General features: G+C 71.7%; 13 protein-coding genes. 3 read left to right on the top strand and 10 right to left on the bottom strand.

The annotated features are described in order from the left end of the window. Positions 1-7 precede the first annotated feature (7 nt). Positions 8-1,156, top strand: coding sequence for a benzoate/H(+) symporter BenE family transporter (locus V6S67_RS02990; protein WP_442884844.1), 1,149 nt, complete (start codon positions 8-10; stop codon positions 1,154-1,156). 79 nt (positions 1,157-1,235) lie between these two features. On the opposite strand, the gene V6S67_RS02985 is transcribed toward V6S67_RS02990, so the two are convergent. Then, a complete protein-coding gene (locus tag V6S67_RS02985; protein WP_334208825.1) occupies positions 1,236-2,537 on the bottom strand; it encodes a cation:proton antiporter in 1,302 nt (433 codons plus the stop codon). Positions 2,538-2,703: 166 nt separating this feature from the next. Between V6S67_RS02985 and V6S67_RS02980 the strand changes: the two genes are divergently transcribed. After that, positions 2,704-5,994, top strand: coding sequence for a DEAD/DEAH box helicase (locus V6S67_RS02980; RefSeq protein ID WP_334208824.1), 3,291 nt, complete (start codon positions 2,704-2,706; stop codon positions 5,992-5,994). Between the two features lie 30 nt (positions 5,995-6,024). On the opposite strand, the gene V6S67_RS02975 is transcribed toward V6S67_RS02980, so the two are convergent. The 8 genes from V6S67_RS02975 to V6S67_RS02940 form a co-directional block, all read right to left on the bottom strand. Then, entirely contained in the window at positions 6,025-6,930 is a 906-nt protein-coding gene (locus tag V6S67_RS02975) for an alpha/beta fold hydrolase (protein ID WP_334208823.1), read from the bottom strand. A gap of 10 nt (positions 6,931-6,940) precedes the next feature. Continuing rightward, positions 6,941-8,440 (bottom strand): ABC transporter ATP-binding protein, encoded by a 1,500-nt coding sequence (locus tag V6S67_RS02970; protein WP_334208822.1) that lies wholly within the window; start codon positions 8,438-8,440, stop codon positions 6,941-6,943. Beyond that, positions 8,437-9,198 (bottom strand): energy-coupling factor transporter transmembrane component T, encoded by a 762-nt coding sequence (locus tag V6S67_RS02965; RefSeq protein WP_334208821.1) that lies wholly within the window; start codon positions 9,196-9,198, stop codon positions 8,437-8,439. Before V6S67_RS02965 ends, V6S67_RS02970 begins: the two co-directional genes overlap by 4 nt. Before the next feature lie 3 nt (positions 9,199-9,201). Continuing rightward, positions 9,202-10,053: an ECF transporter S component gene (locus V6S67_RS02960; protein ID WP_334208820.1), complete on the bottom strand. Its 852-nt coding sequence runs from the start codon at positions 10,051-10,053 to the stop codon at positions 9,202-9,204. Between the two features lie 127 nt (positions 10,054-10,180). Next, a complete protein-coding gene (locus V6S67_RS02955; RefSeq protein WP_334208819.1) occupies positions 10,181-11,221 on the bottom strand; it encodes a nucleoside hydrolase in 1,041 nt (346 codons plus the stop codon). 2 nt (positions 11,222-11,223) lie between these two features. Next, positions 11,224-11,889 (bottom strand): GntR family transcriptional regulator, encoded by a 666-nt coding sequence (locus V6S67_RS02950; protein WP_334208818.1) that lies wholly within the window; start codon positions 11,887-11,889, stop codon positions 11,224-11,226. A gap of 95 nt (positions 11,890-11,984) precedes the next feature. Then, positions 11,985-14,825, bottom strand: a complete 2,841-nt coding sequence (locus V6S67_RS02945; protein WP_334208817.1) for an aconitate hydratase — start codon at positions 14,823-14,825, stop codon at positions 11,985-11,987. A gap of 123 nt (positions 14,826-14,948) precedes the next feature. Beyond that, positions 14,949-15,209 (bottom strand): YegP family protein, encoded by a 261-nt coding sequence (locus V6S67_RS02940; protein ID WP_334208816.1) that lies wholly within the window; start codon positions 15,207-15,209, stop codon positions 14,949-14,951. 210 nt (positions 15,210-15,419) lie between these two features. On the opposite strand from V6S67_RS02940, the gene V6S67_RS02935 reads away from it, so the two are divergent. Next, positions 15,420-15,899, top strand: coding sequence for a hypothetical protein (locus V6S67_RS02935; protein ID WP_334208815.1), 480 nt, complete (start codon positions 15,420-15,422; stop codon positions 15,897-15,899). Positions 15,900-15,956: 57 nt separating this feature from the next. Here V6S67_RS02935 and V6S67_RS02930 read toward each other — a convergent pair whose 3' ends face one another. Continuing rightward, positions 15,957-16,793: an SDR family NAD(P)-dependent oxidoreductase gene (locus V6S67_RS02930; RefSeq protein ID WP_334208814.1), complete on the bottom strand. Its 837-nt coding sequence runs from the start codon at positions 16,791-16,793 to the stop codon at positions 15,957-15,959. Between the last annotated feature and the right edge of the window lie 162 nt (positions 16,794-16,955).

The following is a 16,955-nucleotide window of genomic DNA, read 5'->3' as shown; positions in this document are numbered from 1 at the left end:
GGAGCCGATCCTCGCGGGCATCGTCACAGCACTCGTCGGCTTCACGTCCTCCTTCGCCGTCGTCCTCGCGGGGCTGCGGGCCACCGGGGCGACGCCCGGACAGGCGGCGTCGGGCCTGCTGGCCCTGACGGCCGTCGTGGGGCTCGGGATCGTGCTGCTGGCGCTCCGCTACCGCATCCCCGTCACCCTCTCCTGGTCCACGCCCGGCGCTGCCCTGCTCGCGGGGGCGGCCATGCCCGCCGGCGGGTGGCCGGCGGCGGTGGGCGCGTTCCTCGTGACAGGCCTGCTGATCGTGCTGACGGGCGCCGTGCCGTGGCTGGGCGGTCTCGTGGCGCGGATCCCCCAGCACCTCGCGCAGGCCATGCTCGCCGGAGTGCTGCTGCCGCTCTGCCTCGCACCCTTCCAGTCGCTCGGCACCATCCCGCTCCTCGTGCTGCCGGTGATCCTCGTGTGGCTGGCCGCGTCCGCGCTCCTGCCCCGCTGGGCCGTGCCGCTCGCCCTCGTCACGGCGCTGGCCGTGATCGGGGTCCGGCTCGCCGTCGACGGGACCGTGATCGACGCCTCCTCGCTCGCCCCGTCCGTCACGGCCACCGTCCCGGTGCTCGACCCCGCCGCCGTGGTGGGCATCGCCCTGCCGCTCTACGTGGTGACCATGGCGTCGCAGAACCTCCCCGGGGTCGCCGTCCTGTCCTCCTTCGGCTACACCGCGCCCTGGCGGCCGGCGCTCACCGTGACGGGACTCGGCACGGCCGTCGTAGCACCGTTCGGCGGTCATGCCGTCAATCTCGCGGCCCTGTCCGCCGCCCTGGCGGCCGGTGAGGGCGCCGGCGAGGACCGGGACCGGCGCTGGGTCGCCGCCCTCACGGCGGGGATCTCCTACCTGGTACTGGCGGCGGGGTCGGGCGCGCTCGTCGTCGTGGTCGGCGCCGCGCCGGCGGGTCTCGTGGAGGCCGTCGCCGGGCTCGCCCTCATCGGCACCATGGCCACCGCCGTGACGGCGTCCTTCAGCGATGCGAGGGGCCGCATGAGCGGCGCGGTGACGTTCCTCCTGGCGGCGTCCGGCCTGTCCGTCCTCGGCATCGGCGGGGCCTTCTGGGCGCTGGTCGGCGGGCTGCTGGTCCGGGCGACCCTCGAGCGGCCGACGGCGCGTCCCTGACGCGCGGCCGGACCCACGGCCCGACCCACGGCCCGACCCACGGCCGGACCCACCTGCTACGGCCGGCCCACCCGCGGGCCTAGACCGGCGTCGACGGCGCCTGCGCCTCGTCGCCCTGCGCGCGGGCCTTCCGCTGCCGGGCACGGTCCAGGGCGTTGATGACCGGCGCGGCGGTGATGCCGTGCACCACGATGGACAGGACGATCACGAGGCCGCCGATGCGCCACAGCGCCGCCTCGTCCGCCGTGAACTCGCCCTTCGACAGGGCGTAGGCGAGGTAGTAGATCGAGCCGATCCCGCGCACCCCGAAGAACGCGAGGACGCTGCGCTCCCACGGCCCGGTCTTGCCGCGGACCAGACTCAGCCAGGCCGTGACCGGGCGGATCAGGAGGATGAACGCGACGGCCACCACGACCTCGAGGGGACGCAGCCCCTCGAACAGGCCGCGTGCCACCGCGCCGCCCAGCAGGACCAGCACCACGACGGTCAGGAGCCGCTCGAGCTGCTCGATGTAGCTGTGGAGGACACCGTGGTAGCCGTGGGTCTGCTCCCCGGCCCGGATGGTGACGGCGCAGACGAACACGGCGATGAAGCCGTAGCCCTCCACGGCCTCGGTGACGCCGTAGGTCAGGAACGTGGCCGCGAGCGCCACGAAGCCCTCGGAGTGGTTGGCGAGGCGGGCGCTCTTGATGGGGGCCCGGAAGAAGATGCGGCCCAGCAGCTTACCCATGCCGTAGCCGAAGGCGCAGCCGATGATGATGCGCCACAGGACGTCGAGGAGGGCCCACTCCGGGAACCACGCGGACGGGGACATGCCGACGGTGCTGATGAGGATCGCGAGGTACACGAAGGGGAACGCGAGTCCGTCGTTGAGACCCGCCTCCGAGGTCAGGCCGAAGCGCACCTCGTCCTCGGCCTCGAGGTCCTCCTCCGATTCGGACGGTTCGCCCACCTGCACCTCGGAGGCCAGGACGGGGTCGGTGGGGGCCAGCGCGGCGGCGACCAGCAGCGCCGAGGCCAGTCCGAGCCCGAGCAGCCACATCCCCATCAGGGTCAGGACGAGGATGCACAGCGGCATCGCGATGCCCAGCAGCCGCCAGGTCGTCGACCAGCGGCGCCAGCCGACCCGGCGGTCCAGGGCGAGCCCGGCACCCATGAGGGAGACGATGACGCAGACTTCGCTGAGATGGATCGTCAGGTCGCTGTACTGCATCGGATCCGGGTCGGGCAGGCCGGGCGAGAAGCTGAACACGAGGATGCCGGCCGCGAGGAACACCATGGGCATGGAGACCGGGGCGCGCATGAGCAGCCGGGGCAGGAGTGCCGCGGCGAACACCGCGAGCCCTGCCGCCGCATAGGTGATGCTTGCTGCTTCGAACACGCGTGCCCTCTTCCGTCTCCGCCGGCCCCCCGCCGATCATCAGTGCCCTTTCCAACAGTAGGGCAGGGATCGCGCGCGGACGGACCGACGGCGGGAACCGGTCAGCCGTCGGAGAATGCGGCGGTCTGTGCAGGAGAGCGTCGCCGTCGCGTGAGAGCATGGAATTATGCCCAATTCCAGCCACCCCATGGTCGATGTCACCGACATCATCAGGATCGTGGGCGGGGCCGCGTTCCAGCGCGGGCAGACCTACGCCAAGGACGGCGCCGTCAGCTCCCTCGCCTGGGACGCCGACGCGAAGCTCCTGACCGGCCACGTCCGCGGCAGCGCCCCCTCCGAGTACAGGACCAAGCTCCGCCTGGGGCTGAAGGGCGACGGGCGGTTCCGGCCGCTCGAGAACTTCTGCAGCTGCCCGGTGGGCGCGGACTGCAAGCACGTCGCGGCGACCGCCCTGCAGAGCAACACCGAGAGCCTCCTGGCGCAGCACGAACGCGAGCTCGGCGCGCGGCGGGCCCCCCGGCCGTCCGTGCCGGAGGGCTGGCAGGCGTCCCTCCTGGACCTCCTCGGGTCGGACGACAGCGCGCCCACCGCTCCCCTGACGCCCCTCGGGCTGCAGTTCGAGCTGCGCACGCCCGAGGTCGCCGTCCAGCGATGGGGGTCCGCGGCCGAGCGCCAGGGCCAGCGCACGCTCAACACGCGCCTCGGTGTGCGGCCGGTCAGCCAGAACGGCAAGGGCAAGTGGATCAAGAACAACCTGTCCTGGGGCAGCATCAGCTACCAGACGTACGGGCTGAAGCTCGACCCCGAGCAGCACCGCTGGTTCTCCCAGTTCCCCGCGCTGCACCGCGGCACCGGGGTCAACTACTTCGGCAACAACGACTCCTGGCTGTACCTCGACGACTTCAGCAACCCGCTCCTGTGGCAGCTGCTGGACGAGGCGCAGCGCCTCGGGATCGCGTTCGTGGGAGCCAAGAAGTCCGTGACCATCGAGCTCGCCGAACAGGCCACCCTGAAGCTCGACGCGACCGAGACCGACGACGGCTCCCTGCGGCTGCGACCCGCCCTCGACATCGACGGACAGCCCCACCCCTCGGACACGGCCCACGTCATCAGCACCCACGGCCTCTACACCGTGGCGCCCGACGACACCATCACGCTCGCCCCGACCGCCCGGAAGCTGACGCCCAGGGACATCGAACTGCTGCAGCGCGGCCGCTCCGTCGTCGTGCCCGAGGAGGAGAGATCCCTCTTCCTGCAGGAGTACTACCCGAAGCTGCGGCAGTCCATCGAGGTGGACAGCAGCGACGGCAGCGTGGAGCTGCCCGAGATCCAGCCGCCGGTCCTCGTGCTGACCACCGCCTACGGCACCGACGGCTCCGTGTCCCTCGACTGGCACTTCGACTACCCCCTCGGCGAGACCGTGCAGCGCCGGCCCTTCCGCAGGGGCGGACCCGGCAGCGACGACGGCTACCGCGACGCCGACGCCGAGGACGCGCTCGCCTCCGCCGCCCGCGCGGTCCTCGGGCCCGTCCCGCTGAAGTCGCTGAAGCTCGAGGACATGCAGGCCGTCGAGTTCGTGGAGGACGTCCTGCCCAGGCTCGCGGAACTCGACGGCGTGAGCGTCGACGTCGTGGGCGAGAAGCCCGACTACCGCGAACTGACGGAGACGCCCACGCTGCGCATCAGCACCGTGGAGACGGACAACCGCGACTGGTTCGACCTCGGCGTGATGGTGACCGTGAGCGGGCGCACCATCCCGTTCGACTCGATCTTCCGGGCCCTCGCCCAGGGCCGGAAGAAGCTGAAGCTCGTCGACAACACCTACCTGTCCCTCGAGCAGCCCGTCTTCGACCAGCTGCGCGAGCTCATCGAGGAGGCCCGGTCGCTGAGCGAGTGGGACCCCGAGTCCGGCCTGCAGATCAGCCGCTACCAGGCCGGCCTCTGGGCGGACTTCGAGGACCTCGCGGAGGAGACCGAGCAGGCGCAGTCGTGGCGGGATGCCGTGAGCGGGCTGCTCGAGCTCGAGGACGTCGAGGCCACCCCGGCACCGGAGGGCCTCGACGCCGACATGCGCCCGTACCAGGCCGAGGGGTTCAGCTGGCTGGCGTTCCTGTGGCGGCACCAGCTCGGCGGGGTGCTCGCCGACGCCATGGGCCTCGGCAAGACCCTGCAGGCCCTGGCCCTGATGACCTACGCGAAGGAGACCACCGGTCTCGACGCGCCGTTCCTCGTCGTCGCCCCCACCTCCGTGGTGCCTAACTGGTCCAACGAGGCACGCCGCTTCGCTCCCGGGCTGGACGTCGTCTCCATCGGTGACACGCAGGGCGCCTCCGGGATCCCCGTCCGCGACCAGGTACGCGGTGCGGACATCGTCATCACGTCCTACACGCTCTTCCGGCTCGATTTCGCCGCCTACCAGGACCTCCCGTGGTCGGGCCTCGTGCTGGACGAGGCGCAGTTCGTGAAGAACCGCGCCTCCAAGGTGCACCAGGCGGCCAAGGACTTCGACGCGCCCTTCAAGCTCGCGATCACCGGCACGCCCATGGAGAACAACCTCATGGAGCTGTGGTCCATGTTCAACATCGTGGCGCCGGGGCTGTTCCCCTCGGCGCGGAAGTTCACCGAGGACTACCGCACGCCGATCGAGAAGATCGGCGACAACCGGCCGCTCGTCCGGCTGCGCAAGCGCATCCGGCCCCTCATGATGCGGCGCACCAAGGAGGCCGTGGCCTCCGATCTGCCGCCCAAGCAGGAGCAGGTCCTGGAGGTCGAGCTGCACCCGGAGCACCGGCACATCTACGAGACGTACCTCCAGCGCGAGCGGCAGAAGCTCCTCGGGCTGATCGAGGACATGAACCGCAACCGGATGATCGTCTTCCGTTCCCTGACGCTGCTGCGCATGCTCAGCCTCGACGCCTCGCTCGTCGACCCGGAGCACGAGGGGGTGCCCTCCGCCAAGCTCGAGGTGCTCTTCGAGAACCTCGACGGCATCATCGCCGAGGGCCACCGGGCGCTCGTCTTCAGCCAGTTCACGTCCTACCTCAAGAAGGCGGCCGAGCAGCTCGACGCCCGCGGCATCCCGTACGCCTACCTGGACGGCTCGACGCGCAGCCGCGGGGAGGTCATCGACTCCTTCAAGGACGGCGACGCGCCCGTCTTCCTCATCAGCCTCAAGGCCGGCGGGTTCGGCCTCAACCTGACCGAGGCGGACTACTGCTTCCTGCTGGACCCCTGGTGGAACCCGGCGTCCGAGGCACAGGCCGTGGACCGGACGCACCGGATCGGGCAGACGAAGAACGTCATGGTCTACCGCATGGTGTCCAAGGGCACCATCGAGGAGAAGGTCATGAAGCTCAAGGAGCAGAAGGCCAGGCTGTTCACGTCCGTGATGGACGACGACGCCGTCTTCAGCTCGGCGCTCACGGCGGAGGACATCCGGGGCCTGCTGGAGGCGTAGCCGGGCCGGCGGCACCCCGGGCTCCTCCGCTCAGGCGTCACCGGCCCGCAGCGCGGGTGCGAGCAGTCCCGCGAAGGTCCGGGGCTCCCGGGCGATCCACCAGTGCCCGCCGGGCACCGTGGTCACCGTCAGGTCCTCCACCCAGTCCTCCAGGCCCTCCACGAGGTGCGGGGACAGGAAGGGGTCCTTCAGCGGCACGATGACGTGCACGGGCACGGTCACCCGCCGTCGCCGGGGCGGCGCCGCGTCCGGAGCCATGTTCGTCCGGTACAGCGCCAGGCCCCGGACGGGGTCCGCGCCGACATTGCGCCGCGCCGTCAGTTCGTAGCGGCGGGTCAGGCCGTACTCCCACACCAGTTCCGGGAGGACCGGGAGCCGGAAGGCACCGACGTACGAGCTGCGCAGCACCTGCCCCACCCCCTGCAGCGCGCGCCGGGGATCCTGGAACCGGCTCCTCAACCAGCGGGAGAAGTGGCGGAGGTCCGGGCCCGAGATGCTGGTGTAGTCCGCGACCAGGCCGTCGGAGCGCTCGTCCTGGACCGCAGCCCAGCCCTGGATGGATCCCCAGTCGTGGCCCACGAGGCGCACGCGGCCCGGCGCACCCGCGCCGGTCGCAGGGCCGGGAGGGGAGACGGCGGTCACAGCGGACAGTACGGCGGAGATCACGGCGAAGATGTCGTCGACGAGTTCCGCGAGGCTGAAGCCGGCGCCGTCCCGGGGGCGCGAGCGGCCGGCGTTCCGGGTGTCGAAGGCCACGAGGTGGTGGGTCCCGGCGAGTTCCCGGAGGACGGGGTGGAAGACACGGTGATCGTCGGGGTAGCCGTGGACGAACACCACGGTGGGCACCTCCGGGCCGGGCTCCAGGCCGTACTCGAACACGGCGAGGTCGGCGCCCTCCGAGCGGATGGTCCTGTGCCTCTGCCGCAATACGTCCATGGGACCCACCCTAGGGGCTGGAACCGCTCCCGGGGAGGCCGACGTCGTCCGCCAGGACCCTGCCGGCGTCCAGCCGGACGGTGCGGTGCGCCACCGCGTCGGCGAACGCGGCGTCATGCGTGGCCAGCACCACGGCGCCGCCCTCCCGGGCGTGCCGGGCGAGCAGGCCGGCGAGCAGGGAGCGGGTCGGTGCGTCCAGGCCGGCCGTCGGCTCGTCGAGTGCCCACACGCGGGGGCCCGTGGCGATGAGGCACGCCAGCGCGACGATCCGCCGCTGGACGAAGCCCAGCTCGTACGGGTGGGCCTGCTTCGACCCCCCGAGCCCCAGCCGATCGAGCACGTCGGCGGCCCGCAGGACGGCGGCGTCCTTCGCGAGTCCGGCGGCCCTCGGCCCGTAGGAGACCTCGCGGAGGACGGTGCGCTCGAACAGCTGCTGGTCGGTGTCCTGGAACAGGTAGCCCACGGTGGCAGCCAGCGTGCCGGTCGGCTGGTAGAGGATCGGCACCCCGCCCACGGTGACCCGGCCGGTCCCGGCCCGATACAGCCCGTTGAGGTGCTGGAGCAGCGTGGACTTGCCGGACCCGTTGGGGCCGCGCACGGCGACGATCTCCCCGGCGCGGACGGCCAGGTCGACGCCGGTCAGTCCGGCCCCTACCGTCGGCCCGTCGGGTGTGTGGCGGAAGCCGACGCCCTCCATCCGGACGAGGACGGGCGCCGAGGGGTCCACCGGACCGGGGGCGGCTGCGCGCGGCGGATCGCCGCCGATGCCGATCCCGTGCCGCCCGAGACCCGCCCGGTGGGCGTCGGCCAGCGGACCGTCGAACACGCACCGCCCGTCGGCGAGCGCGAGGACGCGGGCGCCCGGCGGCGCGGTCCGCGGCATCAGCGGTTCGCAGACGACGATGCCCGCCCCGTCGCGGCGCAGCTCCTCCAGCGCCGTCGCGACGCCCCGTGCCGCGTGCTCGTCGAGTCCCTGGAACGGCTCGTCGAGGACGAGGATCCCCGGCCGCTGGACCATCGCCGCGGCGATCACCGTCCGCTGCAGCTGGCCGCCGGAGAGCCGTCGCGGGTCCCGGTGCAGCAGGTCCCCGAGCCCGAGGGCCGCGGCCACGTCCCCGACGAGCCGACGCAGGTCGTCGGCGGGCACGCCGCGGTTGGCGGGGCCGAAGGCGATCTCCTCGCCGACCGTCGCGGACATCATGGACAGCTGGCCCCACGCGCCCTGCGCCACGTGGCCCACCTTCGCGCTCCATGCGGACGGGTCGATCCGGGGATCGGTGGGCATGCCGTCGAACCGCACCGTCTCGCCGTCGAGCGTGATCGCCCCGCGGAAGGACGACCCGGCGTCGCCCCCGGTCTGCCCTGCCAGGAGCCTGGCGAGCGTCGTCTTGCCCGAGCCGGACGCGCCGGCGACGATCACGTACTCCCCCGGCGCGACCGCCAGGGTGAGGTCGGTGAGGAGCGTCGTGCCGTCGTCGTAGGCGAAGGAACCGCTCTCGAGGGTGATCACGGCGTCACCGCGAACCGGACGGCCACGACGACGGCCGAGACGACGGCCACGGCGACGACCATGCCGCGGCGCACCAGGCGCTGCCGGTGGGAGTCCGTGTCCGGCAGGTAGCTGGTGCGGGCCGCGGAGGACGAGAAGCCCCGCGCCTCGAGCATGCGGTTGCGTTCGGAGGCGTCCACGAGCAGCCCGATGACCAGCGGGGTCAGGACGGTGAGCAGGGCCCGGAACCGGGAGAGCGGGCTGCGCCCGACCACCAGGCCGCGTGCCTGCTGCGCCCGGGTGATCTGCTGTCCGCGCAGGGCGACGTGCGGGACGAGCCCGACGGCGGAACCCACGATGAAGACGAGCTTCCTGTTCCAGCCGCGGTGCGTCATGCTCGCCAGGAGGTCGGGGAGGTCCAGCGTCATGGCGGCGGTCAGCAGGACCCCCGTGAAGACGCTCATGCGCAGCCCCATGAGCGCCGCGAAGGCGAGCCCCTCGGCCGTCACGCGCGCGACCCCGAGGTCGGCGAGGACGGTGCGCCCCTCGGGATAGAACAGGCCGTGGAGGAGCAGCGACGAGATCAGCAGCGGCCCGGCGACCAGGGTGATCGCGAGTCCGATCTGCCGGGCCCTGGCGGAGAGGAGCACGGCGGGCAGCACCACGAGCACGAGGACCGCGAGGGAGAACTGCCAGCGGTCCACCACGAGGACGAGCACCACCAGCAGCACGGCGGCGAGCAGCTCTGTCAGCGGATTGTAGATCCGACGGCGCGGCATGGCTCAGGCGGCGCCGTCTCCGTGGGCGCTCGTCATCGGGCCCGCGGCGGCCGGTGCGCCCGTGCGCCTGCCGAGCACGCGGTGGGTGCGGGCGAAGGGGAACCGGCGGACGGCGCGCGGCGGTAGTGCGTACACGATCAGCGCGACGACGACGAAGACCACGATCTTATCGAGCGAATCGGACAGCAGTCCCTGCTTCGTGGCGGCGACCAGGAGCTTGTCGCCCATCGAGCGGAAGACGGCGATGATCGCGTTGGTCCCGAAGGTGCCGGCCGCGCCGAACATGAACACCGCCACCGGGGCCGCGACCAGCCCGCCGATCGCGCCGACCACGAGCCCTGCGACGGGCGCGAGGTACACGCGGCGGAACGCGCCGTACCGGGCGGCGAGGCCCGCGAGCAGCCCGATCAGGGCGGCACCGGCGGCGAAGGGCAGCGCGAACGGGTTGAAGAGGCCCCAGATCGCATTGCTGAGCGCGCCGGTCGCGGCTCCTGCCGCGGGTCCGGCGAGGACGGCGACGAGCACGGTCCCGATGGCGTCGAGGTAGATCTGCATGCCCAGCGATCCGGCGATCTGCCCGATCGCGATGTTGAGGGCGATCCCGAGCGGCATCACCACCAGGGACGCGGTGCTGAGCGTCGGCAGGATCCCGGCGACCAGCAGGGCACCTCCCCCGAGGAACCCGAAGAGCGTGACGAGCGAGGCGGCGCTGCCCATCCCGCCGGCGATCTCCGCGGGCTGCACGGTCACCAGGAACACGTACGTGGCGACGATCAGGGCTCCGCCGAGGACACCGAGCAGGCGGCGGGGCCGCTGCGCGGTGGTGGCGGGTGCGAGGGTCAGGGGTGAACTCACGATAGTCCTAGGGCGCGATCGAGGGAGGGGGACGCACCTCATGTCACCTCGGCGCCGGCCACGCAGCAGTGCGGGCACGTCCAGTGTACCGGGGGTCCGGACAGGCGGGGGGGGCACCGCGTGCGGGTCAGCCGTGCATCCTCGCGAGGTCGGACAGGCGGCGGACCATCAGCTCGAACACCGCCGCGGGGTCGTTGCCCGTGACGATCCGCGCGTTGGGCGCCCGCTTCCACATCCCCGCGGTGTCGGCGACCGTCTGCCCGACGGTCAGCGGCGACGCCGTCTCCACGTCCACGGTGGCCAGGCGCTCCTCGATGTCGGCCTCCCCCGTCGCGACCATCGCCGCGAAGAGGTCGTGCAGGTGCGCGATGTAGCCCTGGTCGTACAGGCGGTGGAACTCCATGTAGAAGCGCAGCGCGTCCGAGACGCAGGCGACGACGCTGTTGTCGCTGCGGCTGAGGGTCCCCGCGGGATCGTCGGGCGAGAGCAGTTCCGGCCCGGCACCGGCGGCACGCGCGACCGCGTCGACGTGGGCGGGCGTGCACTCGATCCGCTCCGTGGTCTCGAGCGCGCACACGACGGGCAGCTTCTCGACCGGCAGTCCCTCGTACGCGGCGAACACCTCCTTCGCGGCATGCGGGTCCACGTGGATGTTCCACTCGGCCACCGGTGTCGTGTTCCCGGGGTGGTGGAACGCGCCACCCATGATCACGAGGCCCTTCAGGAGCATCGGCAGCTCCGGCTCGGCGCGGAGGGCCAGCGCGAGATTGGTCAGCGGCCCGGTCACCACCGCGGTGATCTGCCCGGGATGGCAGCGGACGGCCTCGAGCCAGACGTCGACGGCGTGGCGCGCCGAGACGCGCCCGCGCGGCGGGGGCAGGACGGCGTACCCGATGCCCTGGTCCCCGTGCGTCTCCTCCGTGGTCACGAGGGGCACCTCCAGCGGCACCTCGCTGCCGATCGCGACCTCGACGCCGGCGTGGCCGCACAGCTCCAGCAGCGCCAGGTTGTTGACGGCGACCTGCCGTGCCCCGACGTTGCCGGCCGTGCAGGTGATCCCCTCGAGGGAGACCCCGGGCGTCGCGAGCAGGTACAGCAGGGCGACGGCGTCGTCGATCCCGGTGTCGACGTCGAGCAGGAGGCGGTGCCTGCCGCCCTCGGTGGCCACGGTCAGTCCGCCGCGGTGGTGCGGAGCAGCTGCAGGCGGAGGGTGCGGGCCGTCTCCATGTGCGTGCGGGCGATGGCGCGGGCGTCGTCGCTGCGCCGCTCGGTGATGGCGGAGATCAGCGACTCGTGCTCGAGGAGCACCTCCTGCCACCGGTCCCCCACGGACAGGGTGGAGCGCGGTGTGTGGATGAGGTGCGTGGAGAGCCGCTGGAGGAGGTCCATGAGGATGGGGTTCCGCGCGGAGGCCCACAGCGACGTGTGGAATTCGAGGTTGTTGGTGACCTTCGTGGTGTCGTCGGGATCGACGACGGCGCGGTCGCGTTCCAGCAGCGCCTCGAGACGCATGATGTCCGCGGTGCCCCGGTTGAGGGCGGCCTGGCCGGCGGCCTCCTCCTCGAGCATCACGCGCAGATCGTAGATCTGGATGACTTCCTGCGGGTCGATCTGCGGGACCTGCAGGCCGCGGGCCGCACGCTCGAGCAGGCGTTCGTGCTGCAGCCTGCTGAGTGCCTCCCGCACCGGGGTCCGCGAGACGCCGAAACGCTCCGAGATCACCACTTCCCGCAGGGCGGTGCCCGGCGGGTGGACGCCGGCGAGGATCTCGCCGCGGAGGACGCGGAAGATGGCATCGCCGTCCACGCGCGCCGACAGTTCCGTTGACTCGGTCATGGCGCCCCCTCGGTGTCGCGGTTCGGGTGGCAGGGCGCGGGCCCTGCGTACGGTCCGGGCCGGGAGGTGCACTCCCGGCCCGGAATCTCGCGGCGCTAGCCGGCGAGCTGGCGCAGCACGTACTGCAGGATGCCGCCGTTGCGGTAGTAGTCCGCCTCGCCCGGGGTGTCGATGCGCAGGACGGCGTCGAACTCGACCGGTGAACCGCCGTCGGCCGGGGTGGCCGTGACCTTCACCGTACGGGGGGTGCGGCCCTCGTTGAGTTCGGTGACGCCGCTGACCGCGAACGTCTCCGTGCCCGTGAGCCCGAGGGACTCCGCGTTCTGGCCGGCGGGGTACTGCAGCGGCAGGACGCCCATGCCGATGAGGTTCGAGCGGTGGATGCGCTCGTAGCTCTCGGCGATGACGGCCTTCACGCCGAGCAGCGCGGTGCCCTTGGCCGCCCAGTCACGCGACGAACCGGAGCCGTACTCCTTGCCCGCGAGGACCACCAGCGGCGTTCCCGCTGCGCGGTAGTTCTCGGCGGCGTCGTACACGGCCGCCTGCGGTGCGTCAGGCTGCGAGAAGTCCTTCGTGAACCCGCCCTCGACGCCGTCGAGCAGCTGGTTCTTGATGCGGATGTTCGCGAAGGTGCCGCGGATCATGACCTCGTGGTTGCCACGGCGTGAGCCGTAGGAGTTGAAGTCCTTCCGCTGCACGCCCTTCTCGGTGAGGTAGCGGCCGGCCGGGGTGTCCGACTTGAACGATCCCGCGGGCGAGATGTGGTCGGTGGTCACCGAGTCGCCGAGCTTCAGCAGCACGCGTGCGCCGTCGATGTCCTCGACCGGGCTCGCCTCGCGCTGCATGCCCTCGAAGTACGGGGGCTTCCGCACGTACGTGGACTCCGGATCCCAGGCGAACGTGTCGCCGGCGGGCGTGGGCAGGGACTGCCAGCGCTCGTCGCCCTCGAAGATCGTGGCGTAGCTCGAGGTGAACATGCCCTCGTCGATCGACGCGTCGATGACCTGCTGGACCTCCACCGGGTTGGGCCAGATGTCCTTCAGGAAGACGTCGTCGCCGGCCTCGTCCTGGCCCAGGGGCTCGGTGTCGAAATCGAAGTCCATGGTCCCGGCCAGTGCGTAGGCGACCACCAGCGGCGGCGAGGCCAGGTAGTTCATCTTCACGTCGGGGTTGATGCGGCCCTCGAAGTTGCGGTTGCCGGACAGGACGGCGGTGACGGCGAGGTCGTTGTCCTGGATGGCCTGCGAGATCTCGTCCTCCAGCGGGCCGGAGTTACCGATGCACGTGGCGCAGCCGTAACCCACGGTGAAGAAGCCGAGCTTCTCGAGGTACGGGATCAGGCCGGACTTCTCGTAGTAGTCGGTGACGACCTTGGAGCCGGGGGCCACGGAGGTCTTCACCCACGGCTTGGACACGAGGCCCTTCTCGACGGCGTTGCGGGCCAGCACGGCGGCGGCGAGCATCACGGACGGGTTGGACGTGTTGGTGCAGGAGGTGATGGACGCGATGCTGACGGCGCCGTGGTCGAGTTCGAACTCGCGGCCGTCCTTCATGCTCACGCTGACCTTCTTCGACGGACGCGAGTCCGATGCCCCGGCGCCCACAGTCTCGCGGGGCTTCGCGTTCTCCTCGATGGTCGAGGCGGCCGTGCCGGGGGTGAAGGTCGGGGAGTCGGAGGCCGGGAAGCTCTCCTGCGACGCCTCGTCGACGGTGCCGCCGGGCGCGAAGTCCAGCTCGGGGTCGTCGGAGTAGTTGCGGAGGTCCTCGCGGAACTGGCTCTTCGACTTGGTGAGCTCCACGCGGTCCTGCGGGCGCTTCGGACCGGCGATCGAGGGCACCACGGTGGACAGGTCCAGCTCGAGGTACTCGGAGAAGCGGATCTCGCGCGAGGGGTCGTGCCAGAGGCCCTGCTCCTTGGCGTACGCCTCGACGAGCGCCACGTTCTCGGCCGGCCGGCCCGTGAGGCGCAGGTAGTCGAGCGTGACGCCGTCGATCGGGAACATCGCGGCCGTGGAACCGAACTCGGGGCTCATGTTGCCGATGGTTGCGCGGTTGGCGAGCGGCACGGAGGCGACGCCCTCGCCGTAGAACTCCACGAACTTGCCGACCACGCCGTGCTGGCGCAGCATCTGCGTGATGGTGAGGACGACGTCGGTGGCGGTGGCACCGGCGGGGATGTCGCCGGTGAGCTTGAAGCCGACGACGCGCGGGATGAGCATCGAGACGGGCTGGCCGAGCATGGCCGCCTCGGCCTCGATGCCGCCGACGCCCCAGCCGAGGACGCCGAGGCCGTTGACCATGGTGGTGTGCGAGTCGGTACCGACGCAGGTGTCGGGGTAGGCGCGCAGGACGCCGTCCACCTCGCGGGTCATGACGGTGCGCGCCAGGTACTCGAGGTTGACCTGGTGGACGATGCCCATGCCCGGGGGGACGACCTTGAAGTCGTCGAACGCGGTCTGGCCCCAGCGCAGGAACTGGTACCGCTCGCCGTTGCGCTGGTACTCGATCTCCATGTTGCGCTCGAGTGCGCCGGCGTTGCCGAAGGCGTCGATCTGCACCGAGTGGTCGATGACCATCTCGGCGGGCGCGAGGGGGTTGACGCGCTTGGGGTCGCCGCCGAGGTCGGCCACGGCCTCGCGCATCGTCGCCAGGTCGACGACGCAGGGCACGCCCGTGAAGTCCTGCATGATCACGCGGGCGGGGGTGAACTGGATCTCGGTGTCGGGCTGGGCGTCGGCGTCCCACCCGGCCAGGGCGCGGACGTGGTCCGCGGTGATGTTGGCACCGTCTTCGGTGCGCAGCAGGTTCTCGAGGAGCACCTTGAGGCTGAACGGAAGGTTCTCGGAGCCTTCGACCGCACTGAGCCTGAAAATTTCGTATTCAGCGCCGGCGACATCGAGTACGCCCTTCGCGCCGAATGAGTCCGCAGTCGTCATGACGTCGGGTCCCTTCAGAGAGATTCGTGGAATAGCTCCAGTCTATTCCACCTCCGGCGTCACTGTATACAGTGGTACACCGTGTCGCGGGATCTCCCGGGTCCTGCCCTGCCGGCGGTACCGTCAGGCGTCGCGGCGCGCGCCGTCCCTGCCGGAGGTGCCCTGCAGCCCGAAGAACAGTTCGTCCTGCTCGGGGGACTCCACCCGGCTGTGGTCCACCACGGGACCCGTTCCGGCGATCTCGCGGATCAGTTCGATACCGGCGATCGCCTCCTCCTTCGAGGCGTAGAAGGTGGAGACGGCGACGAGCGTTCCATCGGGAGCGGTGAGTTTCACACGGAAACCCTCATCGTGAGCGTCCACCAGTTTGAAGTAACCTGCCATCGTCCTACCTCCTTGTAAGGGGCGATCTCCACAAACCTGCGGTCTCCTATGATAAGCATACTTATCGACCGTTTTAACCCCTGGCGGCCACCTGTCCGGACGTGTACGCGGACGGACACCGGGAGACCTCCCGGTGACCCGGGCCCGCAGGGCCCGGGGACCGCCGTCCGGACGGCCCTCCAGCAGCACGCGCGATCACGAAGGAGCACGATGACCGAGCCGAGCAGCGCAGGCAATCCCGAGGGTGCGGCCCTTCCGTCGGACCACCCGCTCGGCCCCGCCGTGCCCGTCCCACCGCGCGAGAAGGAAGCGGTGCACGCCGCCCGGGAGGCGAGACCCGACGGCGGCACGACGACGGACGATGCGCCCGGAGCCGATGGACCGACCGGTGGACCGACCGGTGGACCGACCGGCGAACGGGCTGATGGACGCCCCGGCGTGGCGGACGGTGACGCCCCCCGGCATGCCGGTGACGGCCACCCCGGCGGCGACCGGCGCGAGAACGCCCTCGACCCCTCGGCCGGGTCGGCCGGGCACTCCGCGGCAGGCATCCGTGAGGAACAGGGCACGCACGAGGCGGGCGCCGTGCCCGCAGCCTTCGACGGCGACGGCGCGCCGGGCCCCGGGCACCGCCACCCCGAGGACGCCGCCGACGAGCCCGATGCCTGGGACGGCGGCTTGCCGCAGTAGGTCCGGCCGCAGGTCCGCCGCAGCAGTTCCGGCCGCGACAGGTCCGGAGCAGCCCCGTCAGCGGCCCCGCGCCGCGAGGCGCGCCACGAGCGACGACGGCGCCACCCGCGCGAGCGCCGTGAGGACCTTGTAGCGGCGGCTCGGGACGGACACGGCCTTCCCGGCAGCGGTGTCCCGCAGGCCTTCGCGGACCACGCGCCCGGCATCGAGCCACAGGAGGGCGGGCACACTCCCCTTGTCGGCGCCCATGCGCTGGTGGAAGTCGGTGTGCACGAAGCCCGGACAGAGAGCCGTCACCCGGATACCCTCGCGCCCGTAGGCGAGGTTCGCCCAGCGGCTGAAGCTGATCATCGCCGCCTTGGCCGCCCCGTAGGTCCCCCTCGGCGTGAAGCCGGCCACGCTCGCCACGTTGATGATCGTGCCCGAGCGGCGTGGGCGCATCGACTCCAGGGCCGCGTGCGCCAGCGACAGCGGCACCTCGACGTGGATCCGGAGATGGCGGACCTCGTCGTCGAGTGCGTCGTCCGCGAACGGCCGCACCAGCCCGTAGCCCGCGTTGTTCACGAGGACCGTGACCGGCGCTCCCCCCGTGCGCTCCCCTGCGCCGGCTCCCGCCGCCCCTGCCACCCCTGCCGCCCCTGCCGCCGCTTCGCCGCCCGGTGCGGCAGCGCGCAGGCGCGCGAGTACCCGCGCCAGGCCGCCGTCGTCGAGCAGGTCCGCAGCGATCGTCTCGACGGCCACACCCCACTGGGTGCGGAGTGTTGCCGCTGTCTCCTCGAGCGGGACGACGGCGCGTGCCACGAGCACCAGGTCGCAGCCGCGCGCGGCGAACTGGCGGGCGAACTCCGCCCCGATGCCGGAGGTCGCCCCGGTGATGAGGACCGTGTCAGTCATGGAGTCACCCTCCCTGCCACGGCGGAGTTCCGCAAGACCGCGGACGGGCATGCAACGTCCATGCGACCTCCCGGACTGTAGGTTCGGCGCTACCGGTGGAGGCGGATGCGTCTGTCCCGCCTCCACCGGTTCCAGCGTCCGGGAAGCCGGACGCACCACGAA

Origin of the sequence: Arthrobacter sp. Soc17.1.1.1, assembly GCF_036867195.1 — a bacterium.
Lineage (GTDB): Bacteria > Actinomycetota > Actinomycetes > Actinomycetales > Micrococcaceae > Arthrobacter_D.
This window is presented reverse-complemented; position numbering and strand designations above follow the sequence as displayed.